Raw genomic sequence first — 24804 nt, 5'->3', positions numbered from 1 at the left:
GATTCTTTATCAAGTATTCAGCCGACTATTTTTTAGTGTTGTCTATAAGCTGAAGGCACGAATCCCTATCGAGCCTTTACCATGACCGATGCTATTAGTTATCCGTTATCAGAGTCTGAACGATCCGTTGTCGACTATGCCCGTCGATTGGCGAATGTGCCGGTTGAAAACCAGCACGAAACCTATATTGCGGGGTTGCTTGCACCTTGGTTTAAATATGCGTCGCCGATGTTGCGCGAAAGATTACTTAACAGTTTCAAATTAGGGCAAATGGCTCAGCGCGAGGTCGCGCGCGTGCTGGCCCAAATCAAGCCGATAGAGTCGTTCGCCGAGCCGTTGCTCAAGGAGGCGCTGAAGGCACGTGGCTGGACAGATGCTGACCCCAAGAGGTATGGCATAAAACAGGTTCGCTTGTTGAGTAATCTGTTGCTGTTTTTTGCTCGGCAACAATTCAGGCTAGTTGATTCTCTGATCCAGCTTGCCTTGCCCGAGAAGTTCACACCTGAGTCATTGGAGCTGAACCTGGTATCGAGCGTCAGTCATCACAGCCTGCTGCAGGCAGCGTTGCAGAACTATGAGGCTTTTGAGGCTGTTGAAGGCGGCTTCGACCAGGGGTCGTGCATTTATGCACTCAGAGGTACGCAGCAGATTGAACAGGCCGAATTAAAGCCCGAAGGTTTTGCGCAGATCTGCCGTGACCTGAACCTGGGCATGCAATATCAATGGCATTTGACGCGTGTGTTTGAACCGGCGGATGATAATTGGCCTGCCGACAATGCCAATTCAAAGGCGTATAAGTTGCAAGCTGTATTTGTGCAGAATCTGCGCCAGGAATTTGCCTGCGCCTTGCATGTGGCCTATATGAAGGCGGAGGTCACGACACAATCATATAACTATATATTGAATTTTTTGATTCCGCCGGGTGCTCTCTTTTCGTATATTCACTCAGGTCATAGCACGCTTCAAATCATGGGCTTTGAGGTTCCCGGAGTTATTGTTTTTTGGCCGCAGAGAAAACCGGCCGAAGAGGCGCAGCCCTGCATACTTTATTTGCCGAACAGTTCCGGCACGGCGTTTCACGAATTCGAGTCGTTTGATTTATTAAAGGCGACGCTGCGCGAGTGGTTAAAAAATAGCGTCTTTGCCACGTATTTCTTTCACTTGGTTCCCTTGCGTTACCGCGCCGAGTTTATGCGGCGCACGGACTTGAAAAATATAACCTGGGATTCGTTGTTGTTACGCCGCCCACCGATCATCAATGAACCTGCATTGATGTCCGAAACCCGGCATCTGCCCAAGTTTGACGATCCATTTTTGATTGCCTGGGGGCTGCAGCTGGCCAAGATTAAAGATGATGCCAGGTTGCTGATCGTCCCCACGGAAGATGAAGACTCTAAAAGTCGTTTGGCACGTCAGGCCTCTTTCTTGAATCTGGGGGTGAGCTTGTTGATGGTTGCGTTGGGTTTTGTCCCGGTTCTGGGTGAGATCTTGCTGGTAACCAGTGTCATGCAACTGGGGGTTGAGGTGTATGACGGTATCAAGGCGTGGCAGCGGGGAGACCGGGCCGCCGCGCTGGAGTACTTGTTCGATGTTGCCGAGAATTTTGCGCTGGCTGCCAGCAGCACTGCAGCGGCAAAAGCACTCAGGCCATCGCCGGTCGTGGATGCACTGGTTGCAGTCACGTCAGTTAAAGGTCAAAAACGATTGTGGCGGCCGGATCTCAGGCCCTACCAATACCCAAACCTTGCGCTGGGTGATGCCGAGCCCGATGCGCGAGGGCTCTATAGCATGGGTAACAAGCAGTTTATTAAGCTGGAAGACAAGGTGTATCAGGTCAAAATCGATACTGCGACACAAAGGTGTCATATCCAGCACCCAACCGAGCCGTACACCTACACACCACGCGTCAGGCATAACGGCAGCGGTGCGTGGGTGCATGAACTCGATGATCCGATACAAATGTCGCGTATGCAGTTGTTCCGTCGGTTGGGCCCTGCGGCCCAAGGGTTATCGGACGCTATGGTCGAGCGTGTGCTGGCTGCATCCAATACCAGTGATGATGCGTTGCGCAGGCTGCACATGGATAACCTGCCGCCACCTCCTGCGTTGGCAGACAGCATGAGGCGCGTGCAGTTGAGTCAAATGATCGAACGCTTCATCGTACAAATGCAGCAGGGGGGCAAAGTGTCTACCGATACTGCGCAATTGCAACTGGAGCTGTTGACTCGTCTTGAGGGCTGGCCTGCGGACAGAGTTTTACGCGTGGTGAACATGCGCGGGTCCATGGTCATGGAGTACGGGCCTGAAGTGGAGTCTACGCATCCCCGCCTGCAAGTTACCGAAGCCCAGATCAAGAACGCAGAATTGCTCAAGACCACGCTGGAGTCCTTCTCCTCGGCGCAAATCGAGGTTTTGTTGGGGCAATCTGTCGATGGCCTTGAGCAACAGGAACAGGCATTGGCGCGCCAGTTGGGTCGCTTTGCCCAAGCTACAAAGTCTGACCTGTTCTCGCATCTGTATAAACGGGGCGAGGTGGTGACAGCCCGGATGGAGCTGTTGCAAAAACAGTTTCCGAGTTTGCCGGCAAGTGTGATGGGCGAGTTGATGGATCAACTTGCCCCGGCCGAAATGGCAACAGTGCAGAGCACCGGGCGCCTGCCGCTGCATATCCTGGAAGAGGCGCGCAGCTACACGCAGGTATTGCGTTTGAACCGGGCACTGGAGGGACTCTATTTCGAGGCTCTAAGTAACGTTGATAGCAATACATTGGCATGGCAAACCCTTACCCACTTGCCTGATTGGCCACCCAGTCAGCGCTTGCTATTGCGCGACAGAGCCACAGGTCAAGTACTGAGCTCCGTAGGTAATCCGTTGTCCAGATACAGCCAGGAGATTTTTAAAAGCGCGGGCGAGTACCATTTTTTGGGCCTCGCGACAGATGATATATACAGCAGCCCTTATCTTTGCAGATGTGTGGCCAAAGCCTTGCCGTCTTCCGCGCGTATGTCGCTTGGGCTTCCCGACACTGACCCGGGGGTGTTTTTAAGCTGGAAAATTGCATCCCATGCGGCCGGTCATCGCGCGCAAAGTGCCAATGCGCTGGGGATGCAGCAGGTTAAACCCTGGTTCAAATCGCCCATGCGCCTGGCCGATGGGCGGGCAGGCTACAGGCTCAGCGGTCGCTCAGGCCATGCCGCGCAAGCGAGCAGGCCATTGGTGATAAAGGATCTTGTGATGGATCTTTTTCCGTTGATGAGTGAGGAAACGGTCAGCCAGTTTTTATACCATCTTGAACTTTCACCTGCGTTGACCACCCGGGTACTGGCCAGGTTCAAGGCCGAACTTCAAACCTTGCGTAGCGATCTTGAGCGCTGGGTGGACTCGCCGGTCTGGAGTCAGCGGCGCAATGGCCCGCGGGTACTGGTGACGACCCAGGACAAGCGTGCAATCAGCCAGGCTTTGCTCCATGTCTGGCGCCGACAGACCGCAACCGTGAGCGTGGGTGAGCACACCGGATATGTGCTGAACCTCAATAGTTGGCCAGTTGATTGCTTGCCTGAGATATCGGCAGATTTTTCCCATGTCAGTGCACTGCACTTGAGCAACTCACCCAATGGAAAGTTTCCCGGTTCATTTTTGGAAAAGTTTCCCAACTTACGCATCCTGTCCCTGAAAAGTAACCAGCTCAGTGAGTTGCCCGTGGAAATTGCCGGTATGTCCGAATTGGTCAACTTGAACTTGCAGGACAATCATATTGTATTGAGCGGGCGAACCGCTTCGGCTCTGGCGGGACTGACCCGGTTGAAATCTTTGAATTTAACGGGAAATCCCTTGGGCAGGCGTATTTCGGTGACTCGCATGGTTGACCTTGAGCGTTTGTATCTACGCTACAGTGGTCTGCTGACTTGGCCTGAAGGGGTTGAGTCGCTCAGCCACCTGCAGACCCTGGATATGCGTGACAACAATATTAGTCGCATTCCACTGGAGGTTTTGTCACCTGGCAGAACAGCGATCAATAGTGTTACTCACCTGCATGACAATCCTTTGAGTGCCGACTCGTTACGCCGCCTTGAGAATTATCGGCGAGAGTACGGCATCAGTTTTGGTATTGCTCCGCGACGTCGGCATGTTGACCAGGTACGCGGCATCTTTCACTGGGCGTCCCGGCCAACGTTCACAGAGACGCGTGTATGGAACAGCTTGAGGGATATCGCCGGGTCGAGTGATTTTTTTCGCGTGCTGGAAGACCTCAGTGCGTCCTCCCAGTATTTGCATGGACGTGAAAGTTTAAGCCAACGGGTCTGGCAAGTTCTCAATGCCATGCACGATTTCAGCGAATTACGTAACCAGCTGTTTGAGGTTTCAGCCAATCCCAATACCTGCGCCGATGGGATTCCGATGATTTTTTCGGATCTTGAACTTCGTTACCGGATCTTCATTGCGCAAAGCTCGGTCAATGCCGAAGCAGAGCTGCTGCAACTGGCACAAGGACTTCTGCGGATCGAACTGCTGGATAAACATGTACAGGGGGTTGTTGAGGCGCGAATTGCTGCAGTCCATGCCGAGCAATCAGAGTACGTGCGCCAATTGCAGGGCTTGATTGATGAGGTCAGCCCGGATTTTGCATCTGAGCCCTTGGCGAACATGACGGCGGAGGAACAGCAGGGAGTGGCTTATCGTTTGGGTTCGGCACAAGCGCTGCGTCTGGCGCAGAGGCTCAGCCCGGCTGATTTGCAGGCGCGAATTGCAAAGGTTGATCCGCTGGAGATACAGATGTTTTATCAGGTCAAACTGGCTGCTGACCTTGGCTTGCCGGCGCGGCCCAAGAGCATGATTTTTGAAAGAGTCGCCAATGTCACGCTCGAGCAGCTTGAAGCCGCCAAGCTGTATGTTTTGACTGAGGATACAGCGCAAGCGAGGATTGCTTACATTGAAAAGCAGGGGTTCTGGGAGCGCTTTCTGGAGAAGAAATACCCCGAGCATTTTCAGTCGGTTGACTCACCGCTGCATGAACGCATGCAGGGGCTTTACCTGGCTAGGGAGAGGCTGTCCAGTCAGGAGTATGTGTCGAAAACCCAAGCTGTAGGGGAAAGTCGTTTGCTGGCCAGGCAAGAACTGATCAGCCAGTTGACCCGTGAAGAAGTTGAAAAACACCCTTTCGACCAGGAGCAATCTTGACCCTGCGCAGGGTTATGCAGGCGCTGGCCCTGGGTAACCAGGGCCAGCCACAGCATCAGCGACGACGGAACAGCGGCATCGGCTCGTCGGTTGAAGACTGGTAGGTCACCGAGAAGTCCTTGAGGCCTTCCAGCGCTTCGTAAGGGTCTTTATCGGCACGGATGGCGAATGCGTCAAAGCCACAGCGATGCAGATAGAACAACTGGTCGCGCAGAACATCGCCAATGGCGCGAAGTTCGCCTTTATAACCATAGCGGTCACGCAGCAAACGGGCGTTGGAATAACTGCGGCCATCAGTGAAAGCCGGGAAGTTCAGGGCAATAACCTGAAAGTTCGCCACGTCCTCGCCCAGCTCTTCAGCTTCTTCGTCGCTGTCCAGCCACACGCCCAGGCCGCCGTCGCGGGCCTTGAGTGCGTGGCCGTGTTCGCGCCACATCACCAAAGGCACGATCAGGTCGTCGCAGTTGGAGATTTCGTCAAAGCTGGTTTCCTTGGGCAGCAAGTGCCAGGTTTCATCGATGACCTGGTTGTTCTTAATTATTCGCTGCATAGACGCGCTCCTTGAAAGGGTCAATGCCGATACGCTGGTAGGTATCGATAAAACGTTCGTCTTCGGTACGTTTTTCAACATAGACGTCGATCAGCTTTTCAATCACATCCGGCATGGCGTCCTGGGCAAAGGACGGGCCCAGAATCTTGCCGAGACTGGCATCACGGCTGGCACTGCCACCCAGGGATACCTGATAGAACTCGGCGCCTTTTTTATCTACGCCGAGAATACCGATATGCCCGACGTGGTGGTGACCACAGGCGTTCATGCAACCGGAAATGTTCAGATCCAGTTCGCCAATGTCGAACAGGTAGTCCAGGTTTTCAAAACGGCGCTGGATCGATTCGGCAATCGGGATCGACTTGGCGTTGGCCAGGGAGCAGAAGTCACCACCAGGGCAGCAGATCATGTCGGTCAGCAAACCGATGTTGGGCGTGGCGAACCCATTTTCGCGCAACTCGCCCCACATGGTGAACAGCTGGCTCTCTTCAACATCGGCCAGGATAATGTTCTGCTCATGGGATGTACGCAGTTGGCCAAAGCTGTAACGGTCGGCCATGTCGGCGATGGCATCCCACTGCTTGTCGGTCACATCGCCCGGGGCTACACCTGTAGGTTTGAGCGACAAAGTAACGGCGACATAGCCCGGTTTTTTGTGGGCCAACGTGTTGCGTACGCGCCAACGGGCAAAACCCGGATGCTGCTTGTCGAGTTCGGCCAGTTCGGCGCCGAAGTCGGGCAGGGCTTTGTAGTCAGGATCGACGAAGTGCTTGGCGATACGCTGCACTTCGGCTTCGGTCAGGGTGTTCGAACCGCCGCGCAAGTGAACCATTTCGGCCTCAACACGCTCGGCGAACACTTCAGGCGTCAGCGCCTTGACCAGAATCTTGATCCGCGCCTTGTACTTGTTGTCACGACGGCCATAGCGGTTGTAAACCCGCAGGATGGCTTCGAGATAACTAAGAAGGTCTTGCCAAGGCAGGAACTCGTTGATGAAGGCACCGATTACCGGGGTACGGCCCAGGCCGCCACCTACCAGTACACGGAAGCCCACTTCGCCGGCGTCGTTGAGCACCGGCTCCAGGCCGATGTCATGCACTTCAATGGCTGCACGGTCAGATGTCGAACCGTTGATTGCAATTTTGAATTTGCGTGGCAGGTAGGCGAATTCCGGATGGAAAGTCGTCCACTGACGCACGATTTCGCACCAAGGGCGCGAATCGATCAGTTCATCCGCAGCAACACCGGCGAACTGGTCGGTGGTGACGTTGCGCAGGCAGTTGCCGCTGGTCTGAATGGCGTGCATCTGCACGGTGGCCAGTTCTTCCAGGATGTCCGGGATGTCTTCCAGCGCAGGCCAGTTGAATTGCACGTTCTGGCGGGTACTGATGTGGGCATAGCCCTTGTCATAGTCACGAGCGATTTTGGCCATCATTCGCGCCTGACGCGAAGTCAACTGGCCATAAGGCACAGCGACCCGCAGCATTGGGGCAAAGCGTTGAACATAAAGGCCATTTTGCAGGCGCAGGGGGCGGAACTCTTCTTCGCTCAGCTCACCTGCCAGATAGCGTCGGGTCTGATCCCGGAACTGCTTGACGCGGTCCTCGATGATCTGCTGATCGTACTCGTCATATACGTACATATAGGTCCTGTTCTCAGGCTGCTAACAGCTTATCTGCGCGCACGGCCGCGCACTCCCCAAGGAGCGGGGCACGATACCAGTTTGTAGTTATGCGCAAAAGTGATGTTTAAGCATATGCAAAGAACCAAAACGACTATAAGCGTTTGATTCTCAATCCCTTACTTGTGGAAAGGGCATTGCTGGACTTAACTGTTTTAAGGACTTCAAGCAATCACCCATAAAACCGAAAAAAGGCGATGCGATGAGTACTCCAGTCAAAGCGCGTAAAAGCGACAGCAAGGTCGATGCATGGGCCATTTTCTTTCTGATCATTCTGGTGGTTTCTACTGCCGTGTACTGGGTCAGCCACCAGTAGCAAGCGTGCAAGGTCGAGGCTGATCAGGCGGATGTAGCCGCTAAAGAGCTTGTCGACATTACCTGGCGCCGCCCTCGCTGCCGTTGGCATGCTCAACAATGCCAACGTTGTGCATGGCCCCCAGGCCTTCGCGTGCCCGGCACTCAGGTACGCGCCGCCAATTTGCCTCCCTAAACCCCCGCCAGATGAACCACCAGCGTGACGATCCCGTACAGGGTCAAGGCAAACACCAAGGTAAATAGCAGCCCCATGATAAGGAAATGGGAGGCTTTTCCGTGGGAAAAATCCCGAGTCCTGTTTTTTCCGCTTTGCACGCCAAAGGCAGCGGCCATGACGCTGTGCAGCATTTGCCAGAAGCTCGGCGGCTTGTTGTCGGCAGGATCGTTCATAGATGCCTCGGCTGTCTGAGGTTGGAACGGCTACATCCCATAGCGTAGTCAACTTCAAGGCCCATTAACTATCTACCACCCATGCCCGGGCACTGTCGGTTGTACTGAGGCGCTCATTCACATGCGTTTCAGGAAGAAGCCGGTCATGGAAAGTTCGTACATTGTCTCGGGGCCGGGGCCCCACGCAGCCTTCATAAAATCCAGAATACCCGCCTGGGTCAAACACAGCGCTGTGGCAGATATCAAACGCCTCAAGCCGGGATTGTTTCCGGCGCATGCTTCAGAGGCTGGAGCAGCCGATGGGCTCGGCCGCGCACCACGGTGGCTGCGTCAGGCCCTGCTCGACAGCCAGGCTCGCAGCCGGGCTGCCAATCAGGCCTTGGCCAGGGCACTGAAAGGCCTGCAGGGGATCACCCAGTTTGCCGAGCCCCGCTTGCAGGAGGCATTGCACAGTCACCTTGGCCAAGGCCGGGCAATGGACGTCAACACAGACCGGCTGTTTTATCTGCGCCGCAATCAGCCCGTGCGCCAACACAGCCTGTTACAGGCTGCCTTGCTCAACTTTGACGGCAGTGAAGATTTTTCCCAAAGGGTCGCAGGACAACTTAGCGCGTTGGCGCCGCAGGGCGCTTTGCCTGTCGAACGGTTCCAGCCAGACAAGGGCCCTGATCAACTGGCCATTGTGTCGGACACCCTGGTGCATGGTTCTGGGGTTGTGGCACACAGATTCCGACAGGAGTGGGAAAGTCTTCGGCCGGTTCCCGGTTTTGCTTACCGCGAAACATTACCCATGTCACCCGAAGTGTTCTCACAGCTGTGCAGATCCCTGGATTTGGGGCAGCAGTACCAGGCCCATCTGCAGGGGGTTTTTGCCCCACCAGCGGTGCGCGCCCTGATGATCCGGGCGCAAAAAGCACTGCTGGCCGTACGCTTGCATCGGGCACTGCTGCAACGGCATATCACTGACTCTGGTTTTGCCATGATCAGTGCGTTGCTGGAGGAGCAACCGCGTGTGTCGTTATATGCAAAACCTGTAGTGTTCAGCCAGCTCCAGCTCTATGGCCAGGTCTTGGACGAGGTGTTGATTATCGGCCCGGATCGTTCCAGGTGGCCGGTTCTGGAATGGGAGCGCACCGGATTGAGCGGTGTGCCGCTGATGAAAAAACCTGAGGTTGAACCCGTGGTGGTCTATATCCCGGGGGCACCGTTCTCGGCACTCAAAGAATACCCCTCGCTGGAAGCATTTCAGTATGAGCTGGGTCTGAATTTGCGTCTGCCCGCGTATCAGCAGCTGTTTGCCAGTCTGGTCCCCCAAGGGAACGGCGCACTTTTTTTGCAGCGATTGAATCATCAGTTGTACAAGACCACGCCTGATCCGAGAGGTATCGAGCCAGCAGATTATGTTGATGAGGTGGACCTGAAGCTGGAGCTGGTAAGCATCGAAACGTCATCAGCAGGGCTGTTCACGGCCCTCAATACCCTTCATCTGGACAGGCTCAAAGCCAATGCCCGGGCACTTGCAGTGCCCACAGCCGATGCCGACAGCAAGCGCTTGCAGCAGCGTCTTGATGACTACCTTGGCCTTGGTCTTGATGTGTTGAATGTGGCAGCGTTTTTAATCCCCGGTGCAGGGGAGGTCATGATGGCAGTGATGGCTCTACAGATGAGTATGGACATCTACCAGGGCATCGAGTCGTGGCAGGCAGGCGATGTCGAGGATGCCTGGTCGCATGTGGAGTCCGTTGCGCTGAATATCGTGCTGAGTGGTGCAACAGGGGTTGCAGGCCACGTAGCCAGTGGCAGGTTGGCGACTGACCCCGCCGGGATCGACAGGTTCAGGCAAATCGTCTTGCCCAACGGTGAAACCCGTCTGTGGCGGCCCGAAATCGAGGCCTATCAATGCCAGTTGCCGCTCAATACCCGGCTTGAGCCCAATGCTCTGGGCCAGTATCGGGCAGACGGCAAAACCTGGGTCCAGGTGGGCCGACAGTTCTACGAGCAGGCCTTCGATCAGCAGCTTAATGCCTGGAGGATAAAGCATCCGAGCGACGAAAATGCTTATCAGCCAATCCTCATGCATAACCATGAAGGAGCCTGGCGTCTCGAGCATGAACAGCCCTTGCAATGGGAGCGCCCGACCTTGCTGCGTCGACTGGGGCACGTGACCCGCATGTTCGATGATGAAGAACTGGGGCAGATCGGCGACATCAGTGCTATCAGTGACGAAACCTTGCGCAGGGTGCATGTGGACTGCCTACCCGTGCCTGCTTTGTTGAGGGACACATTGCAACAATGGCGGGTTGAGCGGGAGCTGGGCATGCTGGTCGATGGCACAAGATCGGGCAAGCACGCACTGCTTGCCCGTCTGACCGGCACAGGCCGGACGGCTCAAGCCAATGTCGAATTAGTACGTCGACGATTTCCCATGCTGTCTGAGTCTGCGGCTCAGGAAGTGCTTGAGCTTGCCGGTGAGAATGATGTGGCACGCCTGCGCCGGACAGGTCGGGGGTCGAGGCGGCTGGACCGGCTGGCGCGTGAGTACGCGCAACAGGGCCGTTTGAACCGGGCGCTGGCCGGCTTGTATGTGCCGGGGCTGGCGAATCTCGACAGTGAGCGTCTGGCCATTGAGGCAATGTTGCACCTGAGCGACAGTCAAAACGTCGTCAGCCCGGCTGCAGTGGCTCGCTACGCCACTTCGCATCGCAGGGAAATGGCCCGCACGCTGAAATTGCATCCTGTGGCAGCAAGACCCGCGTTGCAGAGAATCAATGGTCGGATCGGCTATGCCTTGTCTGGCAAAGGGGCAGCCTTTGACGTGAGTCCGTCGTTGATAAGCCGTGTGCGCGATATTTGCCCGCAAATCAGCGACGAACAGGCCGAGGCCTATGTGCGCAAGCGCATCGACGATGGAGAGTCTGCCCAGCATATCTTCGATTTTCTAGCCAGTCGCCAACGTGAGCTGGACACATTGCGTAGCACACTGGAACTGTGGTCGAGCACAGCCAGCGGGCCCTTTAACCAACGGATGCGGCGCTTGACGGCTGACCGGCTGGTAGGTTGTTGGCGGGAGGGTGTACTGAGTCGTATTGAACCTTTTGCTTATCTGGATCTTGAATTTGACCTTAGCTGGGCGAGTGAATTTCCTGTACTGGACGCTGACTTTTCCCATGTGCGGACATTGCGGCTGAGTGCCGACCTGATGGTGAGCGAGCCCGATGCCGGATTTGTCAAGCGCTTCCCCAGCGTGAAGCGCCTGGAAATAAGCCTTCAGCGATCACAGATGATGCCCGTTGCCGATGCATTGGCGCAGTTGCCCACGGTCAGCGAGCTGTCACTGGAAGCCGACTGGCAGGGCTTGACCCGTGAGTTCATGGACCGGCTGACAACCCTTGGGCAGATCGAATGCCTGTCTGTGCAGGGGGCACTGGAAACGCTGGATGTCAGTGGCTGGCCGCGGCTGCGGCAATTGCAGGTCAAAGGACGACTTGTTCAGTGGCCAGCAGGCCTGTTCGATCTCACTGATCTTGAAACCCTGGACCTGTTTGGAACCTCGATAACAACGTTGCCCGATGAGCTGTTCACCGGACATCAGCAGTTATGGGCGGGCTTGCTTCTGGATTGGTCAGGCATTGAGCCGTCAACGGCCATGAGAGCCTACGAGCGCCTGCGTACCCATCCTGTGCGAACGGTGGATCTGGAGAAATGGACAATCGCTTACTGCACAGGTTGCCTGACCCGTTTCATGCCCCATGACCGACTGTTTGCCAGTACGGTAATTACGCGTTGGTCCCTTGACGAACAAGCCGTGGCTGAGCTGATGCGGCGCGTTAACGGCTTGCATGAAGAGCACTACAGGTTTGCCGAGGCTCTGGAGGCTTGGGTGTCTCAGGATCCTGAGACGACGCAAACGCTGTTGCGCAGGCAAGCGGCTGACAAGATTCAGCGCTGCTGGCGTGCTGGAATTTCACCCCGACTGGGGTTGGAGGATGCTGGCGCCGGGCCTTCCTGGCGGGTCAGTACTGTAAATCAGGAGCTGGATCTGGCAGACGAAATAATCAGTTCTCTGCCACCTGTGCCGGGGGGGCAGGCGTTTGCCCACGTCCATCGTCTTAACTTGAGCGAGCTGGAGGTGGCTGTCGAGGAAATGGATCGGTTTCTGCAGGCGTTCGGCCAGCTCCGGGAGTTGGACCTGAGCCGCAACGGCCTGGATTTGCTGCCGAATGCTCTGGGTAATTTGCGCCAGCTCACAGACCTCAACCTGGCGCACAACGAGTTGGTAATGAGCCCCTCGTTGCAGATGCAGTTGAGTGGCCTGCGTGGGCTCGTGCGCTTGAATCTGCAGGGCAACCGGGTGACAGCGCTGGATATCGGGGCGCTGACCAAGCTGGAGTCGCTTGATCTAAGTCATACGGCCATTCGCAGCTGGCCAGCCGGGGTTTATGATCTGCCCCGGTTGCGGTTTCTGGATATGAGCAACAGCGCAATCAGGACGGTCCCTGCGACGGCTCTCGTGGGTCATGAGGCACTGATGCAGGGGGTGAAGTTGAATGGTTGCCAGCTGGATGCGCAAAGCTGTGCCGATTTGCTGGCTTATGCCCAGCGTTCGGGACGTGACACGGCAGGCAATATAGCGATCGGATTACTGGCAGCACGCAGGACCGGGGGAACGCCCGAGTTTTTCCCTGCCATTGTCGCTGACAAGCCGGACTTGTTGTTGGCGGCCGCTCCAGTATTGAAGACGGATGAAGTCTTGTTGAGCCCCGCACCGATATTTCAGCCCGGTGCCCCGGAATTGAACCGCACCACGCTGCTGCAAAGGGTCCATCCCGATCTGAGCCTGCATGATGCAGTGCAATACCTTGAACAGCTGCAGACCCGTGGCATGGGTGTGCTGGAAATCGACGCCCGGCTTGCCGAGTGGAATCACCAGTACGACGCTCTGGTCGAGCGCCTGAATGGCTGGATCAATATTCCGGGCCACAGGGAAAACGGACGCTGGATCAGTGCCGTCGATCGCAGGCGTGCGGCTGACAGGATCATGCAGGCCTGGCGCGATGGACTAGAGGCCGTCCCAACGGCGCAGCCCGAGTCTGTGCATACCCTGGACTTCTCGGACCTGTGCCTGGGGGATATGCCGCCGTTGAATGTGCCCCAGACGCATATCACCACACTGAACCTCAGCGGTGTACGCATTACTGCCGGGGGCTCGCAAGGGTTTATCCGCGAATTTCCCGGCTTGCGCACCTTGCACCTCAATAATAATGAGCTGACCCGTTTGCCGGAGGGTATCGGCTCGCTTGAAAACCTCACCCGGCTGGAGGCTGCCCACAACCGCTTGCAGGATGAGGAGGGCTTGAGTCGCCAGTTGCAATCACTGGCGCACCTGGAATGGCTGGATCTGAGCTACAACAGGCTCGACACATTTGACCTTACTGGCATGAGCGAATTGCAAACCCTGAACCTGAGGGGGAACAGGCTGGTGCGCTGGCCGACCCGGGTACTCACAACCCCGACCCTCAGAACCCTCAACCTGAGCAACAACCAGATCGATACGATCCCTGTTGAGCTGTTTGAGGGCGATAACGACGCATTGATGGCTCATACTGATTTGTCCCATAACCTGCTCTCCACATCAGGCTATGCAACCTTAAGAGACTACAGGAGCTTTTCGGGCAATGACCTCGGATGCTCCCTTGAGGACATTGAAGACGGCCTGGCCCTCTCCGATAACGCTTCGCTCAGCAGTGATGAGCCTGAGTACGGGGCCGCTGGTGTCGACGAAAACCTCGATCATCTGGAGCACCTGACACCCGAGCAACTGGCCGAGCAAAAGGCCCGCTGGTGTGTGGGGGAGCCGCAAGGCTCGCCGAGGCCAGTGATCTGGGACGACCTGCTGGCGCAAAAGGAGAGCAGGGGGCTGTTCTATTTGCTGGATCAGCTGCAATTCACCCAGGACTATATCCAGGACAGACCGGGCCTGACCCGGCGGGTCTGGAATGTGCTGCAGGCAGCTGCATCCGATAGCCAGTTACGCGACGAGCTATTTATCATCGGTCATTCCGATGTGACCTGTGGCGATGGTCGGATCCTGCTGTTCAGCGATCTGGAAGTGAAGGTGTTTGAGTTCAATGCCCTGCGCTCAGTGGTGGCTGGCCAGGAAGGGCCTGCGTTGCTCGAGCTGGGCCGGCGCCTGTTTCGCTTGGGGCAAGTGGAGGAGGTCGCGCAATTTGCCTATCAATCACGCCGTGGAGCGGACGCTGCGGAGGTTCGACTGGCCTATCGCATTAGCCTGAGCGAGCGCCTCGACCTGCCTGCGCAGCCCAGGGGCATGCAATACAGCCATGCGGCGAAAGTCACTGAGCAAGAGATTGAAAGTGCTTATTTGAAAATAAAGGCAGCCGAAAATTCGCCGGCCTTTATGGAGCAGTTGATCCTGCAGGGCTACTGGATCAATTACCTCAAGCGCCAGTATCCAGAGGAATTCCTGGCCCTGGAGGAGCGTTTTGAAGTGGAGCATAAAGCGCTGGAAGACCGACATGCCGATCTCGGGGAGGTGTATCAACAGGAGCTCGGCGCTCTGGATGAGCGCAAGCGCAGCGAAGAGCAACTTTTGCGTGAGCGTCTCTCGGGAGAGGTTCTCGCAACGCTGTCCACGCAGCCTGATTAACCCATAGTGACTGTCGTCGTTGCCGGACATTGCGATCGATTGGTCATCGATCGCATCCGGCAGCGACTGCAGGGTGTCGGAAGCGTTGCTACCTGTTAGTTGTCATACCCCAGGTTTGGCGCCAGCCAGCGCTCGGTCACGCTCAAATCTTGCCCTTTGCGCGCCGTGTAGCTTTCGATCTGGTCCTTGTCGACCTTGCCCACCGCAAAGTACTGCGCTTGCGGATGTGCGAAGTACCAGCCGCTAACCGCTGCCGCCGGGAACATGGCGTAGTGCTCGGTCAGGAACACGCCGCTTTTGCCCGCACGCATCTCTTCGGCCTCCGGATCCAGCAGCTTGAACAGGGTGGCTTTCTCGGTGTGGTCCGGGCAAGCCGGGTAGCCGGGAGCAGGGCGGATACCGCTGTATTGCTCCTTGATCAGCTCTTCATTGGCCAACTGCTCATCCTTGGCGTAGCCCCAGTAGTGGGTCCGCACCTGCTGGTGCAGCCACTCTGCGCAGGCCTCGGCGAGACGATCGGCCAGGGCCTTGACCATGATCGAGTTGTAGTCGTCCCCCGCGTCCTGATACGCCTTGGCCACTTCTTCGGCACCGATGCCTGCGGTAGTGATAAAACCGCCCACGTAGTCGGTCACGCCGCTGTCCTTGGGCGCGACAAAGTCGGCCAGGGAGAAGTTCGGCTTGCCGTCGGTCTTGATGATCTGCTGGCGCAAGTGATGCAGTTTGGCCAATGGCTGGCCATCGTCACCGTACAGTTCCAGGTCGTCATCGTTAACCTGATTGGCCGGCCAGAAACCGAACACTGCCCGGGCGCTGATCAGCTTCTCGTCGATCAGTTTTTTGAGCATTTCCTGGGCATCGGCATACAGCGCCGTGGCCGCTTCGCCGACGACTTCGTCGGTGAGGATGCGCGGGAATTTTCCAGCCAGGTCCCAGGAAATAAAGAACGGCGTCCAGTCGATGTACTCGGCCAGTACCTTGAGGTCGATATTGTCCAGTACCTTGGCACCGGTGAAGGTCGGTTTGACCGGCTGGTAGCCGGCCCAGTCGAACTGCGGTTTTTTGGCGATCGATGCCGGGTAGCTCAGGCGCTCGGTGCGGGCACTACGATTGGCGGTGCGTTCGCGGACCTCAACGTACTCTTCGCGGGTTTTCTGAACAAAGGCCGGTTTCAGTTCCTTGGACAGCAATTGCGTGGCCACGCCCACGGCGCGAGAAGCGTCGGTGACATAGATCACGGCATCGTTCTGATACTTGGGTTCGATCTTGACTGCGGTGTGCGCCTTGGATGTAGTCGCACCGCCGATCATCAGTGGCAAGTGGAAGTTCTGACGCTGCATCTCGCGGGCAACATGCACCATTTCATCCAGCGACGGCGTGATCAGGCCGGAAAGGCCGATAATGTCGCACTTCTGCTCTTTGGCTACCTGCAGGATTTTCTCTGCCGGCACCATCACGCCCAGGTCAACGATGTCGTAGCCGTTACAGCCAAGCACCACGCCGACAATATTCTTGCCGATGTCATGCACGTCGCCCTTGACCGTGGCCATCAGGATCTTGCCCTTGGCTTCCGGTTTGTCGCCTTTTTCCAGTTCGATAAACGGGATCAAGTGGGCTACGGCCTGTTTCATCACGCGGGCAGACTTGACCACCTGGGGCAGGAACATTTTGCCCGCACCGAACAGGTCGCCGACGATGTTCATGCCCGACATCAGCGGGCCTTCGATCACTTCGATCGGGCGCTTGAACGACAGGCGCGACTCTTCGGTGTCTTCAACGATATGGGTAGTAATGCCCTTGACCAGTGCATGTTCCAGACGCTTGTTGACGTCCCAGCTGCGCCACTCTTCGGTTTCGGCTTCCTTGACGCTGCCATCGCCCTTGTACTTGTCGGCAATTGCCAGCAGGTTGTCGGTGGCATCGGGGGTGCGGTTGAGCACCACGTCTTCCACGGCATCGCGCAACTCGGCCGGGATCTGGTCATAGATTTCCAGCTGGCCGGCGTTGACGATACCCATGGTCAGGCCGTTGCGGATCGCATACAGCAGGAACACCGAGTGGATCGCCTCACGAACCGGGTTGTTGCCACGGAACGAGAACGACACGTTGGATACACCGCCCGAGGTCAGGGCATAGGGCAGTTCGTCGCGGATATAGGCACAGGCATTGATGAAGTCCACAGCGTAGTTGTTGTGTTCTTCAATGCCGGTGGCCACGGCAAAGATGTTCGGGTCGAAAATGATGTCTTCCGGCGGGAAGCCCACTTCGTTGACCAGAATGTCGTAGGAGCGTTTGCAGATTTCTTTTTTGCGCGCCTCGGTGTCGGCCTGGCCGGCTTCGTCGAAAGCCATCACCACCACGGCGGCACCATAGCGCTTGCAAAGTTTGGCGTGATGAATGAACTGCTCGACGCCTTCTTTCATGCTGATCGAGTTGACGATGCCCTTGCCCTGGATGCACTTGAGGCCCGCTTCGATCACTTCCCACTTGGAGGAGTCGATCATGATCGGTACGCGGCTGATATCCGGCTCGCCGGCGATCAGGTTGAGGAAGGTCACCATGGCCTTCTTCGAGTCCAGCATGCCCTCGTCCATGTTGATGTCGATGATCTGCGCACCGGCTTCAACCTGTTGCAGGGCCACTTCCAGGGCTTCGGTGTAGTTGTCTTCGCGAATCAGCCGGGCGAAGCGGGCAGAACCGGTGATGTTGGTTCGCTCGCCGACGTTGACGAACAACGAGCTGCGATCGATGGTGAACGGTTCAAGCCCGGAGAGACGGCATGCCTTTGGAATGTCCGGGATCGGGCGCGGAGCATAACCGGCTACGGCGTTGGCGATGGCCTGGATATGCCCCGGCGTGGTGCCGCAGCAACCGCCGACAATGTTGAGGAAACCGCTCTGGGCGAACTCTTCAATGACCTTGGCGGTTTCCGCCGGCAGTTCGTCGTACTCGCCGAATTCGTTGGGCAGGCCGGCGTTGGGGTGCGCCGAGACGTAGGTGCTGGCCTTGTTCGACAGCTCTTCGAGGTACGGACGCAGTTCGCTGGCACCCAGGGCGCAGTTCAAACCCACGGAAATCGGTTTGGCGTGGGCCACCGAGTTCCAGAACGCTTCGGTGGTCTGGCCCGACAGGGTACGCCCGGAGGCGTCGGTAATGGTGCCGGAAATCATGATCGGCAACTCGACACCCAGCTCTTCGAAAACGCCCTGTACGGCGAAAATCGCGGCCTTGGCATTGAGGGTGTCGAAGATGGTCTCGATCAGGATCAGGTCGGCGCCGCCTTCGATCAGGCCTTTGGTGGCTTCGGTGTAGTTCTCCACCAGCTCATCGAAAGTCACGTTGCGGTAGCCGGGGTTGTTTACGTCCGGGGACAGCGAGCAGGTGCGGCTGGTCGGGCCCAGTACACCGGCAACAAAGCGTGGTTTGTCCGGGGTTTCCAGCGTTTTGGCATCAGCCACCTTGCGCGCCAGGCGGGCGCCTTCTACGTTTAGCTCGTAGGCCAGTGCCTGCATGCCGTAGTCGGCCTGGGAAACCTGGGTGGCATTGAAGGTGTTGGTTTCGAGAATATCGGCACCGGCATCCAGATAGGCCTTTTCAATCGAGCCGATCACGTCGGGGCGGGTGAGCACCAGAAGGTCGTTGTTACCCTTGACGTCGCTCGGCCAGTCGGCGAAGCGTGTGCCACGATAGTCGTGTTCCTCTAGACGGTAGCTTTGGATCATAGTGCCCATGCCGCCATCGAGAATCAGAATGCGCTCTTTGAGGGCTTGCTGAAGTGCTTGGAGACGAGCGCTGCGGTCAGACATAGGACTACCTGTTAGAGCCATGCAAAAGATGCGAAATCATAACAAACCTGCGTGGGATTTGAGCGTCTGCTGTTTTACATGAATTTGATTCATGTTCCGGCGTTTGTTCGACAGGTAGAATCGCGACATATTTTTGATATCAGGACAATGGCACATGTTTTTTCGCCTACTCACCAGCGCCGTGACGCTGGTGGTGTGCAGTACAGCGTTGGCACAGGCCCCGTTGGTCAGCCCGGCTATTTCCTATACGCGGGATATCCAGCCGATCCTCACCGAAAAATGCGTTGCCTGCCACGCTTGCAATGATGCGGCCTGCCAGCTCAACCTCGGCAGTGCAGAGGGCGCGACCCGCGGTGCCAGCAAGGTTCCGGTCTACAAGGGCGACCGGGTGGATGCCGTGGCACCAACGCGGATTTTCTACGATGCCAGCGGCCCCAATGAATGGCGCAACAAAGGTTTTTACTCGGTGCTCGACGCCCAGGGCGCTCAAGCAGCCCTGATGGCCCGCATGCTGGAGTTGGGGCATAGCACGCCGTTGACCCCGAATGCCAAATTGCCCGAAGACATCGTCCTGGGCCTGAACCGCGAAAACGTCTGCCCCGCGCCCGGTGAGTTCAATGCCTATGCCCAGAGCCATCCCAGGGAGGGTATGCCGCTGGCCGTTACCGGCCTGACCGACCAGCAATACAGCACCGTGCAGACCTGGCTGGCGCAGGGCGCTAAAGTTGATCAGCAGGCCATCAAGCCCACAGCGGTCGAGGCTGCGCAAATTGCCGAGTGGGAAGAGTTGTTCAACCGTCCGGGTTCCACCGAAGCACTGGTGGCGCGCTGGTTGTACGAGCATCTGTTTCTTGCCCATACCTATTTTGACAACGGTGTGCCGGGGCATTATTTCCAATGGGTGCGCTCGCGCACGCCCAGCGGGCAACCAGTCGACCTGATCGCCACCCGTCGCCCCAACGATGACCCGGGCACGGCGTTTTACTATCGCTTGCAGCCGGTGCAGGGCGTGATCGTGCACAAGACCCATATCACCTACCCGATGGGGGCGCATAAGCTGGCGCGGGTCAAGCAGCTGTTCTACAGCGGCGACTGGCATGCCACCAAACTGCCGGGTTACGGGCCACGCGGGCGTGCCAATCCGTTTGAAACCTTTGAGGCTATCCCGGCAGTCGCGCGCTATCAATTTATGCTCGATAACGCTGAATACTTTGTGCGCACCTTTATCCGCGGGCCGGTATGCCGTGGTCAAATTGCCACCGATGTAATCCGCGACAACTTCTGGACCGTGTTTCAGGAGCCTGCCCGCGACCGTTATGTCACCGACGCGGTGTATCGCGGCCTGGCAACGCCCTTACTGGCAATGCCCGGGCAGATCGACGACGTTGGCAGCGTTATTTCGCTGTGGCACAACTACCGCGACAAGCGTAACGACTATGAAAAGCTGCGGCAAAAGGCCTATGCCGATATGCCGCCTCCAAGCTGGTCGACCCTGTGGGCGGGCAACGACAACGCTTTGCTGACGGTATTCCGCCACTTTGACAGCGCCAGTGTCAGCAAGGGCCTGATCGGCGAGATCCCGCAAACCATGTGGCTGTTCGACTACCCGTTGCTGGAGCGCACCTACTACCAGTTGGCAGTCAACTTCGACGTATTCGGCAATGTCTCGCACCAGGCTCAGACCCGTCTGTACTTTGACTTGATCCGCAACGGTGCCGAAGTCAACTTCCTGCGCCTGATGCCCGCCGATTCCAGAGCGTCGATCCTCAGCGACTGGTATCAGAACAGCGGCAAGCTGAAGATGTGGATGGACTACCAGAAAATTGACACAGACACCCCGACCGGCATGAAGCTCGACCCGGCCGACCCCAAGCGTGACTTCGCCCTCAAGCTGATTGAGCGCACCGGCACCCTGAATGCGCGCCCCGACCCGATCAACCGCTGCTCGGGTGCATACTGCTCACGGCCCAATATTGCGCAGGAATTCAAATACGCCGAGCAAGCGCTCAGCCGTTTGACCTCGCGGCCTGCTGCCGGGCTGGACGTGATCAATCAATTGCCCGAAGCCACCATGCTGCGTATCGAAGGTGCAGACGGCAAGCGCGAGATGTACAGCATGTTGCGCAACCGTGCTCACACCAACGTGGCCTTTATGCTGGGCGAGGAGTACCGCCTGGAGCCGGGGCTGGACACCTTGACCATCTACCCGGGAGTGCTGAGCAGCTACCCCAACTTCATGTTCAACATCCCTGCGGATCAGGTCGAAGCCTTTGTCGAGGCCATGGAGCAATGCAAGGATCAGGCAACGTTCGACACCATCGTCGAGCGTTGGGGTATCCGCCGCAGCCACCCGCAATTTTGGCAGTACTTCCATGATATAGGCCAGTACATCAATGAAACCGACCCGGTTGAAGCGGGCGTACTGGACATGAACCGCTACGAAAACCTGTAAAGGGGCGGTTGAAATTGAACGAATGGGACGCAGCTTTCCTGACAAAAATACTAGGACTTTGTCAGGCGCGCCGATTGGCGTAAACTGCGTCCCATGTCTGCGAGGAGATTCCATGAGCGCCATAACGATTACCGACGCTGCCCACGATTACCTGGCTGATCTGCTGTCCAAGCAGAACACCCCGGGTATCGGTATCCGCGTTTTTATCACCCAACCCGGTACTCAGTACGCTGAAACCTGCATTGCCTACTGCAAGCCGGCTGAAGTCAAACCTGAAGACACCGCCATTGGCCTGAAAAGCTTCACGGCCTGGATCGATTCTTTCAGTGAACCGTTCCTGGACGATGCCGTGGTGGACTACGCAACGGACCGTATGGGTGGTCAGCTGACCATCAAGGCGCCAAACGCCAAAGTGCCGATGGTCAACGCTGACAGCCCGATCAACGAGCGCATCAACTACTACCTGCAAACCGAGATCAATCCCGGTTTGGCCAGCCACGGTGGTCAGGTCAGCCTGATCGAAGTGGTTGAAGACGGTATCGCGGTGCTCAAGTTCGGTGGCGGTTGCCAGGGCTGCGGCCAGGCGGACGTGACCTTGCGTGAAGGCATCGAGCGCACCTTGCTGGAGCGTGTGCCGGAGCTCAAAGGCGTACGTGACGTGACCGACCACTCGCAGAAAGAAAACGCCTACTACTAACAGGGCGTTCGCTGCGAAGCTGAAGAAAAAACGGTGCCCCGTGAGCACCGTTTTTTTATGGTTTTTTAAAAGCCCTCAGGCCGCACTCAAGGTCGATACAAGTGTGCATGCCCCGCCCGGTACAGCGACGACTCGGCGAAACTGTCATTGGCCAGCACCCGGCCCACCAGAATCAGCGCGGTACGCCGGAAGCCCTTGGCCTGAACCTTGGTTGCAATATCCGCCAGCGTACCTTGCACCCAGTCCTGATCTGGCCAACTGGCACGGTGAATCACGGCAATAGGGCAGTCGCTACCGTAGTGCGGGATCAGCTCGGCAACGATTTTGTCCAGATTCTTGACCCCCAGATGAATCGCCATGGTTGCCTTGTGCTGTGCCAGGCTGGCCAGTTCTTCGCCGGCGGGCATCACGGTTTTCTCCGCATAGCGGGTCAGGATCACGGTCTGGGAAATATCAGGCAGGGTCAGTTCCGCTCCCAAAATGGCTGCGCAGGCCGCCGTGGCCGTCACTCCCGGAATGATTTCAAAAGCGATGCCCAGCTCGCGCAGGCAGCGTATCTGTTCACCAATCGCGCCATACAGGCTCGGGTCGCCGGAGTGTACGCGGGCCACATCCTGGCCTTTGGCGTCGGCCACCTTGATCAGCTCGATGATCTGTTCAAGGTGCAGCTCGGCGCTATTGATCACTTGCTCGGCCTGGTGGCCTGTCAGGACCGCTTGCGGCACCAGTGAACCTGCATAAATGATCAGCGGGCAGCTGCGAATCAGGCGCTGGCCCTTGACAGTAATCAGCTCTGGATCGCCGGGCCCGGCGCCGATGAAATAAACGGTCATGGCAGTCTCTTGAAAAGGTCGAGATAGAGCTGTTCGTGAACAACGCTCATAGTGAGGCGGGCGATTATCGCGGGTTTTACCGGGCGCAGGCTAACGCAAAGGTCGCCATGGAGGTTTTTTTACGTGTGATCAACAAAGCCGCCGGTGCCCCGGCCAGCTGTGTGGCCAGGGCCAGGGCAGCACTTTCGGCAATGCCAAAACAACCGGTTTGTGCGAACGCGGTAGCCGAGCGATGGCTGAGCCGGGGTGAAAACTCGGCCATTTGCGCGGCGCTGAACAGTTCCAGCTCGAGGTTTAGCTCTGTTGCCAGTTGCAGCAGCCCGGGCTCGTGGCGCTTGAGGTCAATACTGGCCAGGGCACGGATCGCACTCAGTGCAATGCCGGCCTGGCTCAGGCTGTCTTCGATCAACGCCAAAAGCGCTTGTGCGCTGCAACCCCGGCGACAACCCAGGCCAATCACCAGGCTTGGCGCTGCGCCGGTCGCTGTCATGCCGAGTACTGACCTGCAGGATTGCGCCGGAACAGCCAGGCGCTGATCACGCCCAGTGCCAGCCAGAAAGCCAGGTTGGTCAGTTGTGCGGCAAGCTTGAACTGCGACTCCAGTGCTTCAGGTGCCAGGCTTGAATGCACCAGCGGCTGCGGCGCGCCAAAGAGATGCGGCACCAGCACAATCGCCACCCCCAGCACTTTGAGTGCCCAATGCTTGCCAAATACCAGCAAGGCAATGGCCACGGCCGTCGAGGCTGCAGTGCTGACCCACCAGAGCTGGCGTTGCAACAGATCCGCCGCGGCAGTGCCCGGCAGTTCAGGCGGCAAGCCCATGGTCGGCGCCAGGCAGAACACGGCATAGCCGGCCAGGCCCCAGAGCAGGCCCTGGGATGTGCGGGCGGGTGCGCGCAGGGTGTACAGGCCCGCCAGCATCAGGGCAAAACCCACCGCGACCACCAGGTTGCCACCGGTGGTGGACAGCACGCGCTGCCAGCCATCTTCCGGCTCCCAGGCCTCAGCGTCATGCTCATGTGCAGGCATGGCCATGTCGGCATGTTCGTGCACTTCGCTAGCAGCGGGTTTTTCGTAGGTTTCGGCCTGCAGAATCAGCGGGGCAACCCAAAAGCTTTGCAGCAGGGTCAGCAGCAGGGCGGCCAGCAGGCCGGTAAAGCCTGCCGTTCGAGCGATACGCTTGATCATGGCAGGCAGTCTCAATGGCACGGAAAGGCGGAGCTGTGACGGGTGTCATGAGCTGCGTTGTGCACGGCATCGATATGCGAAAAACCGGCGAAGTAAACGAGGAAAGCGCCCAGTACGGCAGCGCCGACAGCGGCCACGATACGTTGGCTTTGGGTGGTGCTACTCGCAGCGGAGTGGGTACGGCTGGTGCTGATGGACATGGCGCTTGCCTCGGGTCGGACGACGGGCAGCAAAGCGCAAGAAAACCCCGCGAACGAAGCTCGCAGGGTTTAACAGCGCCCGCCCACCGCGGGTTTGTTATTCGAAATAATCAGGCCGGTCTCCGGGCTTGCGAGGGGCTCATGGGCTGAACCTGCAAACATCTCCTTCCCATGCCAGTGGCACAGTGGACGTGATGTTTCTCTCGCTTACCGTTGCGGGGGCAGCGCCGGACTTGTCAGGGCAAAAGCCTGACGCACCGGTTTCCCGTTTCACCCTGTGAAGGGCACCTGATACAAGATGTGTAGGAAACCACAGCCCTGTTGGGCCGTCAATTGCAGAGGTATGCCTGGCTTTTGATTTTCATGTGTGTGGCTTGCCTGCGATGCGGGTAACGCGGTCTTTCAGGGGCACCGCAGTGACGCGATCGCGAGCAAGCCCGCTCCCACAGACTTCTCATGCATTGATCAGCATGCTTTTGACTTTTGCGCGCAGTTGGTCAATGGAGAAAGGCTTGCCGATCACCGCCATGCCTTCTGCAATCTCCAGGGTCTCGGCGTAGCCGCTGGCAAACAGCACTGGCAATGTCTGGCGCAGTTCGCGGGCCTTGGCAGCCAGTGTGCGGCCGTCCATTCCCGGCAGGCCAACGTCGGTCATCAGCAGGTCAATGTTGCGGGCTGTGTCCTCAAGCAGTTCCAGAGCGCGCTCGCTGCCATCGGCTTCAAGCACGCTGAACTCCAGTTCTTGCAGTACATCAACGATCAGCATGCGAACAATGGCGTCGTCTTCGACCACAAGGATGGTGGAGGGTGTTGCGGACATAATCATGATCTCGATAAAAATTTAAGC

The 24804-nt window shown here is 57.4% G+C and carries 13 protein-coding genes and 1 riboswitch; of the genes, 4 read left to right on the top strand and 9 right to left on the bottom strand.

Going from position 1 to position 24804, the window contains the following annotated elements:
- Positions 1-81 precede the first annotated feature (81 nt).
- Positions 82-5178, top strand: coding sequence for an NEL-type E3 ubiquitin ligase domain-containing protein (locus EQV96_RS02385; protein WP_240881208.1), 5097 nt, complete (start codon positions 82-84; stop codon positions 5176-5178).
- Positions 5179-5233: 55 nt separating this feature from the next.
- Here EQV96_RS02385 and EQV96_RS02380 read toward each other — a convergent pair whose 3' ends face one another.
- From EQV96_RS02380 to EQV96_RS02370, 3 genes are all read right to left on the bottom strand, one after another.
- The gene (locus EQV96_RS02380) at positions 5234-5728 is read right to left on the bottom strand and encodes a DUF934 domain-containing protein (RefSeq protein ID WP_095000404.1); all 495 of its coding nucleotides are present in this window, start codon (positions 5726-5728) and stop codon (positions 5234-5236) included.
- Positions 5712-7370 carry a nitrite/sulfite reductase gene (locus EQV96_RS02375; RefSeq protein WP_016781107.1) on the bottom strand — a complete coding sequence of 553 codons (1659 nt, stop codon included), beginning with the start codon at positions 7368-7370 and terminating at the stop codon, positions 5712-5714. The genes EQV96_RS02380 and EQV96_RS02375 overlap by 17 nt, the downstream gene beginning before the upstream one ends.
- A gap of 525 nt (positions 7371-7895) precedes the next feature.
- Positions 7896-8114: a DUF2970 domain-containing protein gene (locus tag EQV96_RS02370; protein WP_095000403.1), complete on the bottom strand. Its 219-nt coding sequence runs from the start codon at positions 8112-8114 to the stop codon at positions 7896-7898.
- A gap of 145 nt (positions 8115-8259) precedes the next feature.
- On the opposite strand from EQV96_RS02370, the gene EQV96_RS02365 reads away from it, so the two are divergent.
- Positions 8260-14781, top strand: a complete 6522-nt coding sequence (locus EQV96_RS02365) for an NEL-type E3 ubiquitin ligase domain-containing protein (RefSeq protein ID WP_240881206.1) — start codon at positions 8260-8262, stop codon at positions 14779-14781.
- Positions 14782-14876: 95 nt separating this feature from the next.
- Here EQV96_RS02365 and metH read toward each other — a convergent pair whose 3' ends face one another.
- A complete protein-coding gene (gene metH, locus EQV96_RS02360; RefSeq protein WP_095020030.1) occupies positions 14877-18587 on the bottom strand; it encodes a methionine synthase in 3711 nt (1236 codons plus the stop codon).
- Positions 18588-18741: 154 nt separating this feature from the next.
- Between metH and EQV96_RS02355 the strand changes: the two genes are divergently transcribed.
- Together EQV96_RS02355 and nfuA are read left to right on the top strand one after the other, a co-directional pair.
- A complete protein-coding gene (locus EQV96_RS02355; protein WP_095000400.1) occupies positions 18742-21039 on the top strand; it encodes a fatty acid cis/trans isomerase in 2298 nt (765 codons plus the stop codon).
- 112 nt (positions 21040-21151) lie between these two features.
- Entirely contained in the window at positions 21152-21736 is a 585-nt protein-coding gene (nfuA, locus tag EQV96_RS02350) for a Fe-S biogenesis protein NfuA (protein WP_016781101.1), read from the top strand.
- A gap of 86 nt (positions 21737-21822) precedes the next feature.
- Here nfuA and cobM read toward each other — a convergent pair whose 3' ends face one another.
- The 5 genes from cobM to EQV96_RS02325 form a co-directional block, all read right to left on the bottom strand.
- Complete coding sequence (cobM, locus tag EQV96_RS02345) at positions 21823-22569, bottom strand: precorrin-4 C(11)-methyltransferase (RefSeq protein WP_240881204.1); 747 nt, start codon at positions 22567-22569, stop codon at positions 21823-21825.
- Between the two features lie 76 nt (positions 22570-22645).
- Positions 22646-23059: a cobalamin biosynthesis protein gene (locus EQV96_RS02340; protein ID WP_095039093.1), complete on the bottom strand. Its 414-nt coding sequence runs from the start codon at positions 23057-23059 to the stop codon at positions 22646-22648.
- Positions 23056-23757, bottom strand: a complete 702-nt coding sequence (locus tag EQV96_RS02335; RefSeq protein ID WP_095023581.1) for a CbtA family protein — start codon at positions 23755-23757, stop codon at positions 23056-23058. The genes EQV96_RS02340 and EQV96_RS02335 overlap by 4 nt, the downstream gene beginning before the upstream one ends.
- Positions 23758-23768: 11 nt before the next feature.
- Complete coding sequence (locus EQV96_RS02330; protein ID WP_095000396.1) at positions 23769-23957, bottom strand: CbtB-domain containing protein; 189 nt, start codon at positions 23955-23957, stop codon at positions 23769-23771.
- Between the two features lie 95 nt (positions 23958-24052).
- A riboswitch (cobalamin riboswitch) is annotated at positions 24053-24264 on the bottom strand.
- 147 nt (positions 24265-24411) lie between these two features.
- Positions 24412-24777 (bottom strand): response regulator, encoded by a 366-nt coding sequence (locus EQV96_RS02325; protein WP_095024740.1) that lies wholly within the window; start codon positions 24775-24777, stop codon positions 24412-24414.
- Positions 24778-24804: the final 27 nt, after the last annotated feature.

The organism is Pseudomonas sp. TMW22080, from assembly GCF_022496745.1.
GTDB classification, from domain to species: domain Bacteria; phylum Pseudomonadota; class Gammaproteobacteria; order Pseudomonadales; family Pseudomonadaceae; genus Aquipseudomonas; species Aquipseudomonas bubulae.
This window is presented reverse-complemented; position numbering and strand designations above follow the sequence as displayed.

Coding starts and splice junctions, on each gene's coding strand:
- EQV96_RS02385 (WP_240881208.1), top strand. CDS start 82: ATGACCGATGCTATTAGTTATCCGTTATCAGAGTCTGAACGATCCGTT.
- nfuA (WP_016781101.1), top strand. CDS start 21,152: ATGAGCGCCATAACGATTACCGACGCTGCCCACGATTACCTGGCTGAT.
- EQV96_RS02340 (WP_095039093.1), bottom strand. CDS start 23,059: ATGACAGCGACCGGCGCAGCGCCAAGCCTGGTGATTGGCCTGGGTTGT.
- EQV96_RS02375 (WP_016781107.1), bottom strand. CDS start 7,370: ATGTACGTATATGACGAGTACGATCAGCAGATCATCGAGGACCGCGTC.
- EQV96_RS02355 (WP_095000400.1), top strand. CDS start 18,742: ATGTTTTTTCGCCTACTCACCAGCGCCGTGACGCTGGTGGTGTGCAGT.
- EQV96_RS02365 (WP_240881206.1), top strand. CDS start 8,260: ATGGAAAGTTCGTACATTGTCTCGGGGCCGGGGCCCCACGCAGCCTTC.
- metH (WP_095020030.1), bottom strand. CDS start 18,587: ATGTCTGACCGCAGCGCTCGTCTCCAAGCACTTCAGCAAGCCCTCAAA.
- cobM (WP_240881204.1), bottom strand. CDS start 22,569: ATGACCGTTTATTTCATCGGCGCCGGGCCCGGCGATCCAGAGCTGATT.
- EQV96_RS02330 (WP_095000396.1), bottom strand. CDS start 23,957: ATGTCCATCAGCACCAGCCGTACCCACTCCGCTGCGAGTAGCACCACC.
- EQV96_RS02335 (WP_095023581.1), bottom strand. CDS start 23,757: ATGATCAAGCGTATCGCTCGAACGGCAGGCTTTACCGGCCTGCTGGCC.
- EQV96_RS02370 (WP_095000403.1), bottom strand. CDS start 8,114: ATGAACGATCCTGCCGACAACAAGCCGCCGAGCTTCTGGCAAATGCTG.
- EQV96_RS02325 (WP_095024740.1), bottom strand. CDS start 24,777: ATGTCCGCAACACCCTCCACCATCCTTGTGGTCGAAGACGACGCCATT.
- EQV96_RS02380 (WP_095000404.1), bottom strand. CDS start 5,728: ATGCAGCGAATAATTAAGAACAACCAGGTCATCGATGAAACCTGGCAC.